This is a genomic window from Rhizobium sp. NPDC092011 (assembly GCF_044756305.1).
GTDB lineage: Bacteria > Pseudomonadota > Alphaproteobacteria > Rhizobiales > Rhizobiaceae > Rhizobium.
Genome location: NZ_JBIVSO010000001.1, coordinates 65,014 through 80,761 on the forward strand (window position 1 = coordinate 65,014; position 15,748 = coordinate 80,761).

At 55.8% G+C, this 15,748-nt stretch carries 17 protein-coding genes and 4 pseudogenes; 8 read left to right on the forward strand and 13 right to left on the reverse strand.

The window, feature by feature from the left end:
* The first annotated feature begins 1 nt into the window (after position 1).
* On the forward strand, positions 2-499 hold the full coding sequence (locus ACIQJ2_RS00385; protein WP_400666689.1) for a BON domain-containing protein: 498 nt from the start codon (positions 2-4) through the stop codon (positions 497-499).
* A 318-nt stretch (positions 500-817) separates the two neighbouring features.
* On the opposite strand, the pseudogene ACIQJ2_RS00390 reads toward ACIQJ2_RS00385, so the two are convergent.
* From ACIQJ2_RS00390 to ACIQJ2_RS00410, 5 genes and pseudogenes are all read right to left on the reverse strand, one after another.
* Positions 818-1,069: pseudogene (locus ACIQJ2_RS00390) on the reverse strand (SDR family oxidoreductase); the annotation flags it as partial.
* A gap of 356 nt (positions 1,070-1,425) precedes the next feature.
* Entirely contained in the window at positions 1,426-1,683 is a 258-nt protein-coding gene (locus ACIQJ2_RS00395) for a DUF6894 family protein (RefSeq protein WP_400666687.1), read from the reverse strand.
* Positions 1,684-1,750: 67 nt separating this feature from the next.
* Entirely contained in the window at positions 1,751-2,251 is a 501-nt protein-coding gene (locus ACIQJ2_RS00400) for a ferritin-like domain-containing protein (RefSeq protein ID WP_400666686.1), read from the reverse strand.
* A 110-nt stretch (positions 2,252-2,361) separates the two neighbouring features.
* Complete coding sequence (locus ACIQJ2_RS00405; RefSeq protein WP_400666683.1) at positions 2,362-2,538, reverse strand: hypothetical protein; 177 nt, start codon at positions 2,536-2,538, stop codon at positions 2,362-2,364.
* A gap of 86 nt (positions 2,539-2,624) precedes the next feature.
* Positions 2,625-3,923, reverse strand: a complete 1,299-nt coding sequence (locus ACIQJ2_RS00410; protein ID WP_400666681.1) for an NRAMP family divalent metal transporter — start codon at positions 3,921-3,923, stop codon at positions 2,625-2,627.
* Positions 3,924-4,158: 235 nt separating this feature from the next.
* Between ACIQJ2_RS00410 and ACIQJ2_RS00415 the strand changes: the two genes are divergently transcribed.
* On the forward strand, positions 4,159-4,374 hold the full coding sequence (locus ACIQJ2_RS00415; RefSeq protein WP_400666679.1) for a hypothetical protein: 216 nt from the start codon (positions 4,159-4,161) through the stop codon (positions 4,372-4,374).
* A gap of 419 nt (positions 4,375-4,793) precedes the next feature.
* On the opposite strand, the gene ACIQJ2_RS00420 is transcribed toward ACIQJ2_RS00415, so the two are convergent.
* From ACIQJ2_RS00420 to ACIQJ2_RS00445, 6 genes and pseudogenes are all read right to left on the reverse strand, one after another.
* Positions 4,794-5,021 carry an SDR family oxidoreductase gene (locus ACIQJ2_RS00420; RefSeq protein ID WP_400666677.1) on the reverse strand — a complete coding sequence of 76 codons (228 nt, stop codon included), beginning with the start codon at positions 5,019-5,021 and terminating at the stop codon, positions 4,794-4,796.
* 214 nt (positions 5,022-5,235) lie between these two features.
* The gene (locus ACIQJ2_RS00425) at positions 5,236-5,607 is read right to left on the reverse strand and encodes a response regulator (protein WP_400666675.1); all 372 of its coding nucleotides are present in this window, start codon (positions 5,605-5,607) and stop codon (positions 5,236-5,238) included.
* A gap of 169 nt (positions 5,608-5,776) precedes the next feature.
* Positions 5,777-6,817: a sensor histidine kinase gene (locus ACIQJ2_RS00430; protein WP_400666673.1), complete on the reverse strand. Its 1,041-nt coding sequence runs from the start codon at positions 6,815-6,817 to the stop codon at positions 5,777-5,779.
* The gene (locus ACIQJ2_RS00435) at positions 6,814-8,256 is read right to left on the reverse strand and encodes an ATPase domain-containing protein (protein WP_400666671.1); all 1,443 of its coding nucleotides are present in this window, start codon (positions 8,254-8,256) and stop codon (positions 6,814-6,816) included. Before ACIQJ2_RS00435 ends, ACIQJ2_RS00430 begins: the two co-directional genes overlap by 4 nt.
* A gap of 91 nt (positions 8,257-8,347) precedes the next feature.
* Positions 8,348-8,479, reverse strand: coding sequence for a hypothetical protein (locus tag ACIQJ2_RS00440; RefSeq protein ID WP_400666863.1), 132 nt, complete (start codon positions 8,477-8,479; stop codon positions 8,348-8,350).
* A gap of 462 nt (positions 8,480-8,941) precedes the next feature.
* Positions 8,942-9,097 (reverse strand): annotated as a pseudogene (locus ACIQJ2_RS00445) (IS110 family transposase); the annotation flags it as partial.
* A gap of 53 nt (positions 9,098-9,150) precedes the next feature.
* Between ACIQJ2_RS00445 and ACIQJ2_RS00450 the strand changes: the two are divergent.
* From ACIQJ2_RS00450 to ACIQJ2_RS00460, 3 genes are all read left to right on the forward strand, one after another.
* Positions 9,151-9,405 carry a LysR substrate-binding domain-containing protein gene (locus ACIQJ2_RS00450; protein ID WP_400746403.1) on the forward strand — a complete coding sequence of 85 codons (255 nt, stop codon included), beginning with the start codon at positions 9,151-9,153 and terminating at the stop codon, positions 9,403-9,405.
* Positions 9,406-9,463: 58 nt separating this feature from the next.
* The gene (locus tag ACIQJ2_RS00455; protein ID WP_400666667.1) at positions 9,464-9,781 is read left to right on the forward strand and encodes an NIPSNAP family protein; all 318 of its coding nucleotides are present in this window, start codon (positions 9,464-9,466) and stop codon (positions 9,779-9,781) included.
* A gap of 1,380 nt (positions 9,782-11,161) precedes the next feature.
* Complete coding sequence (locus ACIQJ2_RS00460; protein WP_400666665.1) at positions 11,162-11,413, forward strand: hypothetical protein; 252 nt, start codon at positions 11,162-11,164, stop codon at positions 11,411-11,413.
* A 328-nt stretch (positions 11,414-11,741) separates the two neighbouring features.
* Here ACIQJ2_RS00460 and ACIQJ2_RS00465 read toward each other — a convergent pair whose 3' ends face one another.
* Positions 11,742-12,653, reverse strand: a complete 912-nt coding sequence (locus ACIQJ2_RS00465) for a LysR family transcriptional regulator (protein ID WP_400666663.1) — start codon at positions 12,651-12,653, stop codon at positions 11,742-11,744.
* A gap of 121 nt (positions 12,654-12,774) precedes the next feature.
* Between ACIQJ2_RS00465 and ACIQJ2_RS00470 the strand changes: the two genes are divergently transcribed.
* On the forward strand, positions 12,775-13,197 hold the full coding sequence (locus ACIQJ2_RS00470; protein ID WP_400666661.1) for a DoxX family protein: 423 nt from the start codon (positions 12,775-12,777) through the stop codon (positions 13,195-13,197).
* Between the two features lie 125 nt (positions 13,198-13,322).
* Positions 13,323-13,904 carry a flavodoxin family protein gene (locus ACIQJ2_RS00475; protein WP_400666659.1) on the forward strand — a complete coding sequence of 194 codons (582 nt, stop codon included), beginning with the start codon at positions 13,323-13,325 and terminating at the stop codon, positions 13,902-13,904.
* Between the two features lie 243 nt (positions 13,905-14,147).
* On the opposite strand, the pseudogene ACIQJ2_RS00480 reads toward ACIQJ2_RS00475, so the two are convergent.
* A pseudogene (locus ACIQJ2_RS00480) lies at positions 14,148-14,489 on the reverse strand (DDE-type integrase/transposase/recombinase); the annotation flags it as partial.
* An 88-nt stretch (positions 14,490-14,577) separates the two neighbouring features.
* On the opposite strand from ACIQJ2_RS00480, the pseudogene ACIQJ2_RS00485 reads away from it, so the two are divergent.
* A pseudogene (locus tag ACIQJ2_RS00485) lies at positions 14,578-15,603 on the forward strand (IS110 family transposase).
* Positions 15,604-15,748 lie beyond the last annotated feature (145 nt).

Sequence of the window (15,748 nt, forward strand, 5' to 3'; positions counted from 1 at the left end):
CATGAAGCAGTCTAACAAGCCGAAGCCATTGTCTCGAGAAGAAGATTATCGTGACTACGAGGAACGTGATGAGCGCGAAGGGTGGCCATATTCCGATGAAGATGCCAAAGCCTCATCCAACCCTGAAAACACGCCATACGGCGACACCGCAGCAAACTTCGACGAAGAGCGCAGTTCCAGTTTCATCATAAATGCAGCAGACGCGACAGGCGCCGAAGAAGACACTGCCCACACCCCCGGTCCTCTTTCGGCAGACCGCATCGATAGTGATCAGCTTGAAGCACTGATTACCGAGTGTCTTGCGGAGGAAAATGAAATCGATGTCGACAGCATCGAGCTACAGGCCGAAAAAGGTATCGTCACGTTGGAAGGCAGTGTCGACACTGCTCGGCTCGCACGACATGTTGAAACCCTTGTTCTATCGGTGGCCGGCGTTGTCGAGGTTCGCAACAATCTGCGAACAATAGGCGTAGATTCCCATATTCCGCCCGACGCGTAGCATCAGTCCGTTCACTGGTGACACCTCTGCTTGAATGTGGAACCGCGCGCTTGGGAAATGACAGACCAATCAAATGTGCTCGGGGTCCACCGACGCAGGGAACTATTCAAAGCTGCGCCCGTTGAGCCCGCGCGAGTCATTGATCCCTTCCGGTCAACTCGCTCCACAACTCCGGCCCGGCTTCAGCCCGGGCCTTTTTTCGGAGAACGTCGTTGGATAGAGGAGACACTGAGGGTCAGAACCTCAAGCGTTGGACCGCAAACGAGACACCTGTTCGGACAGAGGGAGTATTCGTTGCTTGCAGCACATCTCTCCTGATCATGCAACGCCCTTTCCGCCGGTGACACCATAGACCTCGCTATTGATGAAGCTGGCGTCTTGAGAGGCGAGAAGGACAAACACAGGCGCCAACTCCACGGGTTGGCCAGGCCGACCGAAATCGCTATACTTGCCGAAGTTCTCGACCTTTGCGTCGGGTTGGCCCCCACTTGGCTGAAGTGCCGCCCAGATCGGCCCCGGGGCGACGACATTGGCTCGGATACCGCGTTCGATCAACTGCTTGGCGGCGGCATTCTTACGATTAAATGCCAAACGACATTTGGCGCTGCTCCTCCATGAGTTCGCGACCAATGCGGTCAAGTATGGGCTCTTCCACGAAGCAGGGCGGAGACGAGATCGAAGTGCGCCACGATAGGACGCTCATGCTGAATTGGACAGAAATTGGGGACCATCCATTAAGCCGAGTGAGACAAGCTGGTTCGGTTCGCAACTAGCGCGCGCGACGATCAATTCGCTCGGACGATCGGTGGATCGGGAATGGAATCCTACAGGAGTGGTTATCAGGTCGACCATTCCCTCAGACGCGTTGTGAGGAAATACACCTTCGGACAAACAGGTAGGAACTTAGAGAAGCTGATCGACAGAACCTAGCCGCCGACGTCATTGTTCTCAGCAAGATAGGAAATTTCCATCGTCAAAGCCAACCGGACCACCGCAATCCTGTCCCTTCCTGCAACTTCAACAAAAAGACGTTCGCCGTTCTTTTTGGGGATGTCGTCCGCAGCCATTTCCGCCAGTATGCGCCTCGCCTCATCGACCGCCTGGAGAAGATCGGGAAGATCCTGACCCTGATCATCGTCGAGCACGCTTTCACTGTCTCTCGTCCTAAAATAAAACCTCGTCATGTCCATCCTCTGGAGGCGCGCTGCGGTCGCAGCGCACCATATGGGAAGGGTTCGTATAACAGCCGCCTTAGGCTGCCTTTTTTGCCTTTGAATTTGCCGTGGATTCTGCAAGCTTTGTGAGCTTCTGATCGGTCGCCTTTTCCTCCTCGAGCGTCTGCTGGAGGAGTGGCACCGCATCCTTAAGGCCGAGTTGCTTGGCCCATTCGATCAAAGTGCCGTAGCGCGCGATCTCATAATGCTCCACTGCCTGTGCCGAAGAAATGAGGCCGGCGTCGAGCGCCGGTGTGCCTTTGAACTCCTCGATGATTTCGTCGGCCTCCGCGATGATCCCCTGGATCGCCTCGCAGGTCTTGCCGCGAGCAGGCTTCCCGAGGATCTCGAACACTTGCTCCAACCGCTCGACGTGACCCTGGGTCTCATCGCGATGGTGCAGGAAGCCGTCTTTGCCCTCCTGTGCCTGGGCGGCGCGCGCCATTTTCGGCAAGGCTTTCAGGATTTGCTTTTCCGCGTAATAGATGTCTTTCAGAGTATCCAGAAACAGATCGTTCAAGGTCTTTTCGGGTGCCATGATGTTCTCCGTCGAATTTGGATTGTCCGCTTCAAACTGTGGGCTGTGCCCGCAGTCGATTCTGGAAAATCGGCAGAAGCGCGCTCGCGCGGGCTTGTCGATGAACGTGATCAGGATTTCTTGTGATTCTGCTGACCGGCCTTTACCTGCGGCTCGCGAGAGCGACCGCTGGCGCCGTCGCCTGACCGACGCTCGTTATGTGACGCAGCCTGCTTTGTATCCGATGTCTTACGGCTCTGCTGGCCCGCTTTGACGTGCTGCTCGTGGGATCCACCTTGGTTTGCCATGATGTTTTCTCCTCTTGTGTGATTGCGAGACCTCCGCGGTCTCGTGCTTAAAACAGCCGGTCAGGAGTTTGGTTCCTAAGTGATTGCTAAAAAAATGCGGTGACAGCCATGCCGACGACGGCGAAAGACATCACGGCGCACGATGCCCAGCCAAGGGCTTTCAAGCCGCCGCCGATGGCAAACTGCTTCATGACATTTGGGTTGGACGCGATCAGCATCAGGATCACCATGACGGGGACGGCGACCACGCCGTTGATCACCGCACTCCAGAACAGGGCCTTCATCGGCGAGATCGGCGTGAAGTTCAACAACAGCCCAACCACGGTCGCCAGGCCAATGGTGGTGTAAAAGGCCTTCGCCTCGCTCGGCTCCCGAGACAGCCCCACTTTCCAGCGCGCCGCTTCACCGAGGGCATATGCTGCCGAACCGGCGAGAACCGGCACGGCCAACAGCCCTGTTCCAACGATGCCTGTTGCGAAGATAATCTTGGCGAAATGTCCGGCGAGCGGCTCGATGGCCTTCGCCGCATCGACGGAACTTTCGATATTGGTCGTACCCGCCTTGTTGAGCGTGGCGGCGGTCGTCGTGATGATAGCAAGCGCGACGACATTGGATGCGGCCATGCCAATCAACGTATCCAGAGTAATCCGGGTATTCGCTTTCTTCGCTTCCTGGGGGTGCTCAATCAACGCCTCCTCACGGGGCTTCTCCTTCAGATCTTCCGCTTCCTGAGATGCCTGCCAGAAAAAGAGATAGGGGCTGATGGTCGTCCCGAAGATGGCGACGATCATCGACCAGTAACTTGGGTCCATCTTGAATGTCGGCAGCACAAGCCCACGCGCGAAGCTCGACCAATCGACATGCACGACAAACAGAGTTGCGATGTAGGAAAGCAACGCCAGGCTCAACCACTTCAAGACGGCCACATAGCGCTTGTATTTGAGAAGGACCTGCAGAAGGATACATATGATCCCGAAAGCGGCGACATAGAGAAGCGCGTAGCCATTGACGAGCAAATGTGCCGCATCTCCCATTGCGCCAAGATCCGCGCCGAGATTGATGATATTGGCGATCAGAAGGGGGATGGTTACAGCGACACCGACCCAGCCCGGATAGCATTTCGCCATGCTGCCTGCCAGCCCCCGGCCCGTTGTCCTTCCGATGCGGGCGCTGATCGTCTGAATGGCCACCATCAGCGGATAGGTGAATATCAAGGTCCAGCTAGCCGCATAGCCGAACTGCGCCCCGGCCTGCGAATAGGTCGCGATCCCGCTCGGGTCATCGTCCGAGGCACCGGTGACCAACCCCGGCCCCAGGATCTCCAGAATTCGTGGTTTTGAAGGTTCCACGACAACGCTTTTGTCGTCCATTTGATAGCCGCTCATAACTGCCTCCCAGCCAGACGGTGAGGACCGAAACATGTTTATCGGTCGCGCTGAATGAACAGCTGGACACCGTCATTTGTTCCCAAAGCGTGCGAGCACCCAAAGGCAATGCAACCGCAGAAAATCCGAGGAAGGGTCAGCCTGCCGTTTGCATACCTTAGGTTACACTTTCGCCCGACGGAACTTTTCGCCGCTCTATCGATTTGCTTGGTCGGAACATTGAGGAGAACAATCGATGGAAACGCGGCGCACTTTCGAACGGAGGCGACTTTTAAGGGGCGCCGCCTATTGTCTAGCGGATTTCCAGCAAAAATATGGCCTCAACGATAAGACGGCTGAAGACCTCTTCGTCCGATTCGGACCCTCGTCGATCGAACTAGATTTGCTCATGGCGGCAAAGCAACGCGCGCCTTCCTTTCGCGACCTGACAAAAGACATGCGGGTTCGATAGAAGTTGGAGTTATGCCCGAGTTCACCCTGCGATCCCGGTTCGCGGAAGAAGTGCGGGCATAACAGACTTAAAACCTAAGGCGAGTTGCCTGCTGGCAGCGGCGCTGTGGATTTCCATGGCGGTCAGAGGTCCTTGTGGTCGCCGTGGCGACTGCTCCGGAACGGTAACTCAAGGCAACGTCACTTGGACTGGGGTGAGCGGCGCATTCTTTGACTTCGTTTCAATAGGGTCTGCGCTGCAGGGAACGAATCAAATCTGCGCTCGTTAAGGCTGCGCGAGTCAATGATCCCTTCCGGTCAGCTCGCTCCCACAACTTTGGCCCGGCGTCAGACCGGGCCATTTTTTGAAGAACTTCGCTGGATCGAGAAGACGTTGAAGGTTAGAACCTTCAAGCGTTAGTTCCCAAACGAAAAACCTGTTCATGTAACGCCCTTTCCGCAGCTGATGCCATAGACCTTCCCCCTGATAAAGCTTACCTGTAGCGACGCGAGAAGGACAAACACATGCGCCAGCTCAACAGGTTGGCCAGGGCGACCGAAATCGCCGTCCTTGCCGAAATTCTCGACCTTTGCTTTGGGCTGGGCGCCGCTCGGCTGAAGTACCGTGCAGACCGGTCCGGGTTCGACGACGTTGGCTCGGATATTCAAGGTGTGATGTAAAGTCTTTGATAAGCTCTAGGGCCGCGTACAATTGATCGGAGCTGAGGTCATAGTTTGCCACGATCGTCCATCGCGATGGATGCTCGAGTTAATTGTCAAGCGGCATCCCAGTGGCAGGCCGAGGACTTCAAGTTAACAGTCGCCTCTCGTTGCCCTGACGAACTGCGTTCAGTTCTTACGCTCACCTCGTCGCGGCGCATAGTTAAAGAGCGCCGACCATATCTTTCATCGTGCTTATCAGGAGCGAAGCATTATAAGGCTTGTCGAAAAACTTACCTTCGACAGGGAGCTGATCATCGCTCAAATGGCGGTGACCGGAAGTAATGATAATCTTAATCGGCGGCCATCTGTCTCGTACCGCGGCCGCGAGCTTTAGCCCGTCCATGCTTCCAGGCATGTCAATATCGGTAAACATCAGATTGATTTCGGAATGAGCACTCAAGATATCAATGGCTTCATCCGCACTGGACGCTTCATAGACCTTAAACCCCTGATCTTCGAGGGACATTGCTAGATCCATGCGCAGGAGAATTTCGTCCTCTACGACTAATACCGTGATACCGTTATAGCCCATCCCAAACTCCAACGAAGCATTTTCTATGTTTTTGGTATGTGGCACGTTGAAATGGGTAACGCGTGGACCGACACAAGGGTCCATCGCGAAGCTTTAAATTCAAAGTGTAATTGGAACATTCGACAGATCGTCGCCAGATCCAGGGACCAAGTGCATATCCGCTTTTGTCTTATTTCAAAGAAAGCCGAGTTACTGGTCCGGCGATCCTCAATCGGAATCCCTCTGGCGCAAACGTGATGTCGGGAGCAGAGCCAAACAGCGATGTAAGCGCCGAGCGCACATACTTCGTGCCGTAACCTTGCCGCGTCGGCTCGACAACCTTGGGACCATCTACTTCAGACCATTGCAGCGAGAATATCGGTGCGGCGTCCTCCAAAATCGTCCAGACGATATTGACACTCCCATCCTTCTGGGAGAGCGCGCCATACTTGATTGCATTAGTGATAAGCTCGTGGAGACAGAGGGCGATCGTCGTCGCGGAATTTCGACTGACAGACACATCCGGCCCGCGCGCATGGATACGGCTCAACCCGTCGCTATTATAAGGCGATACCGTCAGTTCGACGATCGAAGAAAGCGCGACCTCGTCTTCGCCCGCCTCAAACACCGCTGTGTGCACTTTGGAGAGTGCTTGCAGCCGGCCCGCAAACTCCTTAGCCAGTTCCTCCACCGTTACGGCGCCGCGTCGCGTCATCTGAAAGATTGAGCTAACGCTGGCGAGAATATTCTTGATCCGATGGTTTAGCTCCAGTCGTAGCTCGACCTCTCGCTCAATGGCGTCGCGCACCTGTTTTTGGCGCAACCGCACAAGCAGGTTCGACTGTATGCTGTTCACCAGTTCCAACTGCGCGGTCGGCCGCGTGTGAAACAAGAGCCGCGAACCAGGCCACGAGCGTTCAAGCTGGCTGCGAATTCGCGCGATCGGTGCTGCCCGCTCCAGCAAGACCAGTATAGGCACTTCAGACCAGTCCGGCTGTACCGCGAGATGCGCGCCGACTGCGGCAACGACTGGCGGCCTCAGTGCCTCATGGGTAACAACAATGACACCGGGTGACAAGGATAGCTGATGGATCAGATCTTTGTCTGACGTGGCTCGATTGACTGCGATCTTATGCTCACGCAGGAACGCCGCGATATAGGCGGCGTCCTTGCGAAGGGGTGCAACGACGAGCACCCATTCCAGCTCGCATTCGCTCGACGCCTGGTTCATTTCGGATCGGGAAGCGGATTATAGGCCACGACACTAACGCTACCACTTTCGATCAACAGTTCCTGGATATTGAGGTCGTGTGGACCATGGCGCTTTTTGACAACTGTGATGTTTCGGCGCAGGCGGCCTTCATGCTCCATCATGCGCAGGAGAAGAACAGTGTCGCCAAGGAAGCTGACATCCACGTCAATGCCCACATTTTGACCAATCAAGCCGTGCTGGGCAACGATCAGCATCGTCAGCACTCCGGACCGGGCGAGGAACTTGAGAAGTGATTGAATATCTCGAACCGCCTTTTCCCGATGCGGCAGCGAGTTCAGATACCCGGTCAAGCTGTCGATGACCACGACGCGCGCCTTATTCTGCGTGACTGCATCCTGAACTATCTGGCCGAACTCACCAGGCGAGATTTCGTTCGGGCTGAAATCGCGTAGGATGAGCCTGCCATCCTTATGGAATTGCCTCAGCTGCATGCCCAAGCCTTCAGAGCGGCGGAAGAAGGTCTCCAACCGCTCTTCAAACAGAAATAGCGCGACATTTTCCCCACGTTCGAGCGCTGCTGTGGCATAGAGAGACGACATCGTCGACTTGCCGGTGCCCGACTGTCCGATCACCAGCGTCGTCGTGCCAGCTTCCTGGCCACCACCAAACATGTCATCGAGGGCTGCGACGCCGGACTTGATCAGCTGTGGTTTCGTCGTTTCCGACGCCATACTAGGCATGATCCGAGGAAAAACCACCACGCCCTCGCCCTCCCGGATAGCCATATCATGATAACCGTCTGCGACCGGAACGCCGCGCATTTTGGAAACCTCGACGCGGCGGCGCACACCGCCATACTCCTCCAACGCTTTATCGAAGCGGATGACCCCGTGAGCCAGGCCCTCGACCTCCTCGCCGCTACGATCATAGCCGGCAACCTGCGTATCTAGCAGCAGTGCTACGACATTGCGCTTGGCAAGGAAGGACTTGAAGCCGATCAACTCGCGGCGAAACCGAGGTGAGTCGCCCGTTATCAGACGGATTTCGAGAAGGGAATCATATACTAGGCGGCGGGGCTTGTGTTCTTCAATCGCCGCTTCAACCGCCTTTCGGGTCTCGTCGAGCCGGAGATCAGCAGTCAGGAATATGCTCTGATCATCGGCTTCGTGGACCGTGCCAGAAGTCGCCAACTCCTCGACGCGAATACCATCCAGCGTCCATCCGTGCGATACAGCGATGGCCTCGAGTTCCGCAGCTGTCTGCGAAAGCGTGACGTAGATGCAGCTTTCCCCCGCTTCCACACCCGCGCGCAAGAACTGTATTGCAGCTGTTGTCTTGCCGGATCCTGGCAATCCCTGCAACATGTAAAGATTGGATGTTGGCAGGCCGCCGCGGAGAATTTCGTTTAGGCCTGCGATACCCGTGCTGACTATAGTCGGCACTTTCCGTTTTGGCATGTCATCTCCATTCAGACGCTTCGCGCAGTCTCGAAATCAATTTCGCATCCAAGCAAAAGGCATTGCAGATATATTTGCGTTTCGCAAATTATCAATAACCGTATACCTCCTGATTATCGACCTCATGCCGCCGCTCCTGTACGCTGCGTGACCCGAGAGACATTACCGGTCTCTCATAGTCGTAGCTGTAAAGCGGCAGATCCTTGAAGGATATCTCCGGCATTTCAAGCTCCGGCGGAGCAAGCCGCACCAGCGCCCTAGCGAGCTTGCGGTTAATCGAGCCCGTCGAAGCTCGGGAAGCCGATCGTCGCCGAGCCGGCACGCATCAGAAGGAGAGATCATGGCTGAGCATACTTCCCCCAAAGGTGCATCGAGGGTGCGGATAAAAAGTTGGACTGATTTATACGTTCTCATGAGCGATTTAGGTTTCCCGAGCGCATTTAGACTACCTCGCGGACGCGAGGTTGGTCAATCGATGCAGCATGTGCACGGTGCTGGAGATGGCGGTCCGAACCGATGGTTATCATACTCTCATCCGCGGATTTTCACCGCCTGACCATATTCGATGCGGGCTGGCCTCTCTCTAAGGACGGATATCTATCCCAACGCAAGTCGAGGGTTCCCTGATCTTTGGCCGTCATCTCCAGCATGCTGCACAGGCAGAAAGAGCCTTGTACGTCGCAGACTATGAGGCCCGGATTGGCACGTGCCGAGCAATGTCCCAGATGAATCCGGCAAGTTCACGCGCAATGGCAGTCAGAACACGAGGCTGTGGTTTTCCGGTTTTTGATAGATCTCGGTAGCGCTTGCACAATCGCGTCTGAGCTTTCCAGCCAATATCTTCTTTCCGTGGAGGTCTCTGGACAGCTCACCCTTGGCGAACAGGATTTAGCCGTGCAGGCGGCTCTCGACGGTGCAGGCGTCGCCTTTGCATTCGAGGGCCAGGTCGCGGAACTAATTGACCAGGGGCGGCTTGTGCGGGTTCTCGAGGAATGGTGCCCGTACTATCCTGGCTTCTATCTCTACTATCCAAGCCGTAGACAATTGCCGATGACATTGCGGGCCTTCGTCGACTTCGCCAGGTCGCCGGCAACCCCAGTACACACTCAAAACGCTCCGCGAAGGGTCAGAGCGACTCAGCGACTGTAGCCGTTGACTTGGACCTAACTGCGAATATCTTGCAGACACTTGGCTAGAGGAAGCATCGATGATTACCTGCGTAGTAGACTATATCATCGACCCACGGAAGATTGCCGATTTCGAGAGATTTGGGCGGCGCTGGATAGAACTTGTCGAGCTGCACGGTGGACAGCATCACGGCTACTTTGTTCCCTCTGAGGGAGCAAGCGATCGCGCCCTAGCTCTGTTCAGCTTTCCGAGCTTTACGGCCTATGAAGAGTATCGGGCCCATTTTGGAAAAGAGCAGAGCTTCATCGAGGCAGATCGCATCCGAGATGACAGCGGGTGTGTGATCCGCTACGACCGAACGTTCATGCGGCCACTTTCAAGAAATGCGGAAACTTAATGCTGCTTTACCCTCATATTTTGTTTTGTCTTCCTCTGAGCAATGTCGGAATATCATGCGCGCAGCATGATAAGAAGGAGTAGACTCGCGATCAGCGCCCACGCTGCGGCGCGTCGCCACGCTGACCGGGTGAGTGTGAGCCGCACGCACCAGCCCAACCCTCGCATGGCCAAATGATCTTGGTGCTTTCGCCCTCGCGGAAGCGGCCGATGGCCTGATCTTCTGGCCTGCTTTTTCGCCACCGCCGCGAGCTGATGAGCGCGGTCCGATGGTCTAGTCGACGATCAGCTACTAGAAGTCGGGATCATCCGAGAGCGCTTCCACTATGCGCCACCCAATCCACTTGACCCTCCGCGAGGAAATCTACAATAGCTCTTTGTAATTCCCGGTGTAGACGGAGTCACTTGTCGATGCGAAATCACCGTTCAGCTAATTGGAAAGCGGATGGATGACCACTGCGGTCCCGACTTCGTGACGATCTTGCAGAGGCAACCCAACGGGTAAGTCCAGCGGCCCCTCGCCGAGCCGTTGGCGGGCGATAACGGAAAACCTCCTGCGCAATTGAAGCATAGGACGCTCGATGAAATGCCAGAACCTCATCGAGAAGCCGAGAATGAACCGGATCGATACCAGGAATTGGATCACAACAGAATTAACTGACGGCAGTGTGGACACAACGACCTGCTGCAACGGTCATCCATAGTGATAAATCTCGTACAAATAGTCACCTATTTTAAGGAAAGCCGACATCCAGATGTTCGTGACACCGATGAAAATCGTCATACTGACGATTGCCATAACAACGGTCTATTGCTTTGGACGAGCAGGGAGGTTGGAGACAACTCCATCATCATAAATAACTATATTCGCGATGTATCAAATTCGTCTGGCGGCACAGGTCAGTTCGACAACGGCATCAATGTCTACAGGCGACTGGCGTCCGGATGGCGGACAACAACATATACAATTGCTCCTATTCGGCTATCCGAATGAATGCGGCGGTCGATAGCATCGTATCCGGCAATCATTGCGCGTCAAGCGGTGAGATGGCGATCTGGTTTGAAGCTCCGGGTCCTGAGACTTTACTCGCAGGGGGCATATGCAAACAATATCATCGCGTCCGGACCAGCCGGCATCGCCGTTGGGAACTCGGGATTGTGCTATGATGGCGTAAATCGCCGTGTCACTGTCATTGCCAATCAGATATCGGGGATAAATGGCGCAAACAAGAATACCGATGGATGTGGGCTTGCCATCGAGGGAAGCGTCCACGCGATCGGCAACATAATAGATTCCGCCTCTAATTGTGGAATTATCTTAAGAACCAATGACGCCGCGCGCGATCTTGTCGTCTCTGGAAATCTGATAACGGGCCCCCCCTTGGGCATCGGCTATCCCGCCAATCCATCGGCATTCGGCTTGCTGATCTCCAACAATGAGGTGAGCAGCTATGCCAAGGCTTCGAAGCCGACAGATCCGGGCTACAGCTATTCTGGGGCCATTGTTTCGGTATCACATGACGGAACGCATTTCGTCCGAGATGCTGCAGGTGGCGTCGCAAATACCGACGATGGGAACGCGACCCAGACGGTCGTCGGCGCTCTTACGGTTGGGATGAACAAGGCGCATTAGCGTGGAAACGGCTTGGCGCTAGTCCAATCCAAAGAGCAATAGCGGCGACGATGTAGCCCGCTCCGGCGTGCATCGGCATCAGGCTCGCGCATCGCTCCGCACCGCCGCCAAGACGGCGTGTGCGTAAGACCGCGACATGAAGCTGTTGCGCTTTGCGAGATCGTGACCGCAATGGCAAGCTCGCCGCCACCCGTTCAGGCCAGTTCAACACATTGAATAGATGATCGTATGGATTCCTGGCTGAGTCATCGCAAAACGCAGGTGAAGACTGGACTCGTCCGTGAATCCAAAGCGCTAAGGCAGGCGAGACGGGTCCGACCAAGCGGCGTTATTCGAAGTAGGGCGTTAAAAGCTTGTCGATCCAACTCATAAAGACACGGACGCGACGCGACAGGTTATGCCGGTGGGCCACCACGAGGGAGACGTTGAGCGGCTCAGGACGGAAATCTGGTAGTATCTCTACCAACGCGCCGCTCTCCAAGTGCCGGCGTACTCCTGAAAGCGCTACCTGGATTAGACCCATGCCTGCAAGACCAGCCGCCTCGTAGGTCTGAACGCTGTTCACGCGTAGCGCGCCTGGCAACGGAAGCGTCGCATACCGACCATTGTCATGGTCTGGAAACTCCCATCCATAGGGCTTTGAACCGAGTATTCGAACATAATGAACCGTCCGATGTCCTTGAAGCTGCAAGTCTTCCAGCGAATGCGGGGTGCCAAAGCGCTTCAGGTATGCGGGGCTGGCGGCATTCACCATACGCAAGCGGCCCAGCGTTCGGGCAATCAATGTCTCGTCTCCGATCGGTCCAAGGCGTAGGACGCAATCAAACCCCTCCTGGACCAGATCGACTTGCCGGTCTGTGCTCGAAACCTCCAATTCCAATTCGGGATACGTGGTCATGAAGTCCGGCAGGGCCGGCACGATTGTCGTGCGGGCGAGCTCAGTCGGCAAATCGACGCGGAGACGCCCGCGCAGCGCGGCCCGATCTCCGGCAAGCATCGAATGTAGGTCATCGGCATCAGCCAGCAGATCACGAGCGCGAGCGTGAAACGCCCGCCCGTCTTCCGTCAACTGCACACTCCGCGTCGTTCGATGCAGCAGCCTCACGCCAACATCGTTCTCCAGCTCTTTAACTGCTGCCGAAGCCCGCCCCTTTTGGATGCCCAGACTGTCGGCTCCGCGGGTAAAGCTTCCCATTTCGGCGACCCTTACAAAAATCAGGATTGGTTCAAGATTCTGCATTTCGGCGGCGCCCCATTGTGACTCAAATCAGCAACAACATGTTCCTGTTGACGCTCTTTATCATAATTCGAGGACACAGTACGCCTTGAAATAGAACGAAGTCATCAGCGGAGAACGGCGAATGCGCGACACTATCAAGCCCCATCGCGCTGCCTCGATAGGACGGTGGTCGCCAAGCGCGGTGGTTGTTGCAGCTTTGCTCGCAGATGGAGCAACGCAACTGTTCGCGCCAGCCGAGATCGCGAGCATGATGCGAGAAACCGGCTTTGCAATGAACCTGGCCCCTGCGCTCGGCTGCATCATGCTCGTCTGCGCTCTCCTCTACGCCATGCCGGCGACAACAGTGCTTGGAGCGATCCTCGTGACAGGTTTTTTGGGAGGAGCCATTTGTGCCCATGTGCGCTTAGGCGAACTAGGGTCACTGCCGGAAATCATGTCGCTTCTGCTGGGCATTCTGACCTGGGGCGGGCTTTATCTGCGTGATCCGAGAATTCGCGACCTGCTGCCCCTGAGCCGCAAATCATCCGAGAATTCTTCATCTTGAAGCCATCAATGCGCTCCACGAAGTGCCACTCATCATCGGCCAAGCGTCCAATATTCCATTCGCGCGAGCATTGCCGACCATTGCGTCGCCAACGCAATCGAACACCGAAGCCTTACGGAGAAAACATGACCCAACCTCATATCATCACCACCGCCGTCGTCTATCATTCAGGCTATGGACACACGAAACGCTTGGCGGAAGCGGTCGCCGAAGGTGCGGCTGCCGCGCTGATCGCGATCGATGCAGAAGGCAATATCTCGGAGGATGGATGGGAAACGCTCAATGCTGCAGACGCCATCATCTTCGGCTCGCCAACCTACATGGGTGGCCCGAGCTGGCAGTTCAAAAAATTTGCCGACACCTCTTCAAAGCCCTGGTTCGAGGATCGGTGGAAGAACAAGGTCTTCGGCGGCTTCACCAACAGCGCCAGTATCAATGGCGATAAGCTCAATACGTTACAATATTTTGTCCTGCTGGCTGGGCAGCACGGCGGCATTTGGGTCAGCCTCGCGGTCAAGCCAGCGAATGTCAAGGCATCCAGGTGCGACGATCCGAACAGGATGGGCTCCTATATCGCGCCAATGGCACAGTCAGACGCGGATGCGGCGCCCGGCGAAATGTCGAAAGGCGACCTTGAGACGGTTCGGCTTTATGGTGTCCGTGTCGCAGAACTCACCCGTCATTTTGCAAGGGCACCGACCGACTAAGCGTAGCATGCTATTCCGATATGAAGATCAAACATTGAATTTGGAGAGCAGAACCTCTCCATCTGGGCCAGACGCAGCTATTCTCATCCATCTCGGTGCCCTATATTGAAATCGCGGTGGATCGTCTCCTCTTCCTTCAATGACGGATCATTATACATGCTGCCCTCGCCAGCGCGGTGAGTCTCATAATCGGGCTCTGTTGCAGAAATTCTGTTTAGTTGGGAGATCCCGTGTTCTCCGCTGTCAAGCGGCCTGGCCCTCAAGCTGCTGGGCCAGCAACGCTACCGCTTCCGTCAACGCGCTGGGTCCAATGCCGAAGGCGCGTTCAACGATGCGGGCTTCACCACGGACGTCGCCCGTCAGGTTGAAAATGGCCTCGTGGCCCTTGCGTAGAGCGCGCATGACCTCGAAGCCCTTGATCGTCGCATAGGCCGTTTTCAGCGTCTTGAACCCTCTCACCGGTCTGATCAACTGTTTGAGCTTGCCGTGATCGGCTTCGACGACATTGTTGAGATATTTGACCTGCCGATGCGCAAGCTCACCGGGGCATTTGCCTTCGGCTTTCAATTCTGCAATCGCGATGCCTTAAGTTGATGGAGTGGATGCCCCTCCCGCCTCTGTCGCGATGTGGCAGATTGGCAATGCTGGCAATGTCACAGTTAGGAGAATTGATATGGACAACGTCACCATCATCGGTATCGATTTGGCGAAGCGCGTCTTCCATGCCCATGGCGCCCGCGCCGACGGCGGTGTCGCATTCCGGAAGAGATTGACGCGGGCTCAGCTTCTTCCGTTTCTCTCCGCCCAACCGAGCTGCATAGTTGCAATGGAAGCTTGTGCGAGTGCCCATGATTGGGGTCGTGCCATCGGCGGTCTCGGCCATGACGTGCGGCTGATCCCTCCGACCTACGTCAAGCCGTATGTAAAGCGTCAAAAGAACGACACGGCCGATGCGGAGGCTATTGCTGAGGCCGCATCTCGGCCGACCATGCGCTTCGTTACCGTCAAAACCGAGGAGCAACAAGCGAGATCGGCGGTCTTCCGCACGCGTGATCTTCTTGTCCGGCAGCGCACACAATTGATCAATGCCTTGCGTGGGCATCTTGCTGAGCACGGTGTTGTTGCGCCACAGGGCCCAGCACACTTGAAGACGTTGGCCGCCGCAATCGCTGACCCCAGTCAATCGCTACCTATTTTGGTGCGTGACATCGGCAACCTCTATCTCGAACAAATCGAGCAATAGAGCCGAAAGATCACAGATCTCGAGAAGGTGCTCCGTAGCGAAGCCCAACGCGGGGTGGAAACGCGTCGCCTTCAGACCATGCCAGGTGTCGGACCGATAACCGCTATGGCAGTAGAGGCCTTCGCTCCACCAATGAAGACCTTCAAACGCGGCCGTGACTTTGCGGCTTGGTTGGGGTTGGTCCCTGTCCAGCACTCGACCGGAGGGAAGCAACGACTTGGTCGAACGTCAAAGATGGGGCAACGAGACATCCGCAGGCTGCTGATCATTGGCGCTATGGCTGTCATCCAATGGGCCTCGCGCCGAGGAGCACAAACAGGATCTTGGTTGCACAGAATGATAGAACGGAAGCCCATTATGCTGGTCGCGATGGCGCTGGCGAACAAGATGGCACGCTCGATCTGGGCCATGTTGACGAAGAATGAAGATTACCGGAATCCAGTCGTGGCTGTCTGATCAATCGATCGCGCAGCTATAGGACTGGATAAGCAGGCATGTGAGGAGGTCGTGAACATCAAGGGCAAATGATCGGTTCGATCGGGATCAGGAAATGCACCGAGGCTCCAAGAGTGGAAAGCTCGTTAAGTTGATTTGCGCCTGA

Excerpts from the sequence above, each read along its gene's own strand:
- ACIQJ2_RS00385 (WP_400666689.1), top strand. The coding sequence starts at position 2 with ATGAAGCAGTCTAACAAGCCGAAGCCATTGTCTCGAGAAGAAGATTAT.
- ACIQJ2_RS00395 (WP_400666687.1), bottom strand. The coding sequence starts at position 1,683 with ATGACGAGGTTTTATTTTAGGACGAGAGACAGTGAAAGCGTGCTCGAC.
- ACIQJ2_RS00400 (WP_400666686.1), bottom strand. The coding sequence starts at position 2,251 with ATGGCACCCGAAAAGACCTTGAACGATCTGTTTCTGGATACTCTGAAA.
- ACIQJ2_RS00405 (WP_400666683.1), bottom strand. The coding sequence starts at position 2,538 with ATGGCAAACCAAGGTGGATCCCACGAGCAGCACGTCAAAGCGGGCCAG.
- ACIQJ2_RS00410 (WP_400666681.1), bottom strand. The coding sequence starts at position 3,923 with ATGAGCGGCTATCAAATGGACGACAAAAGCGTTGTCGTGGAACCTTCA.
- ACIQJ2_RS00415 (WP_400666679.1), top strand. The coding sequence starts at position 4,159 with ATGGAAACGCGGCGCACTTTCGAACGGAGGCGACTTTTAAGGGGCGCC.
- ACIQJ2_RS00425 (WP_400666675.1), bottom strand. The coding sequence starts at position 5,607 with ATGGGCTATAACGGTATCACGGTATTAGTCGTAGAGGACGAAATTCTC.
- ACIQJ2_RS00430 (WP_400666673.1), bottom strand. The coding sequence starts at position 6,817 with ATGAACCAGGCGTCGAGCGAATGCGAGCTGGAATGGGTGCTCGTCGTT.
- ACIQJ2_RS00435 (WP_400666671.1), bottom strand. The coding sequence starts at position 8,256 with ATGCCAAAACGGAAAGTGCCGACTATAGTCAGCACGGGTATCGCAGGC.
- ACIQJ2_RS00440 (WP_400666863.1), bottom strand. The coding sequence starts at position 8,479 with ATGCCGGAGATATCCTTCAAGGATCTGCCGCTTTACAGCTACGACTAT.
- ACIQJ2_RS00455 (WP_400666667.1), top strand. The coding sequence starts at position 9,464 with ATGATTACCTGCGTAGTAGACTATATCATCGACCCACGGAAGATTGCC.
- ACIQJ2_RS00465 (WP_400666663.1), bottom strand. The coding sequence starts at position 12,653 with ATGCAGAATCTTGAACCAATCCTGATTTTTGTAAGGGTCGCCGAAATG.
- ACIQJ2_RS00470 (WP_400666661.1), top strand. The coding sequence starts at position 12,775 with ATGCGCGACACTATCAAGCCCCATCGCGCTGCCTCGATAGGACGGTGG.
- ACIQJ2_RS00475 (WP_400666659.1), top strand. The coding sequence starts at position 13,323 with ATGACCCAACCTCATATCATCACCACCGCCGTCGTCTATCATTCAGGC.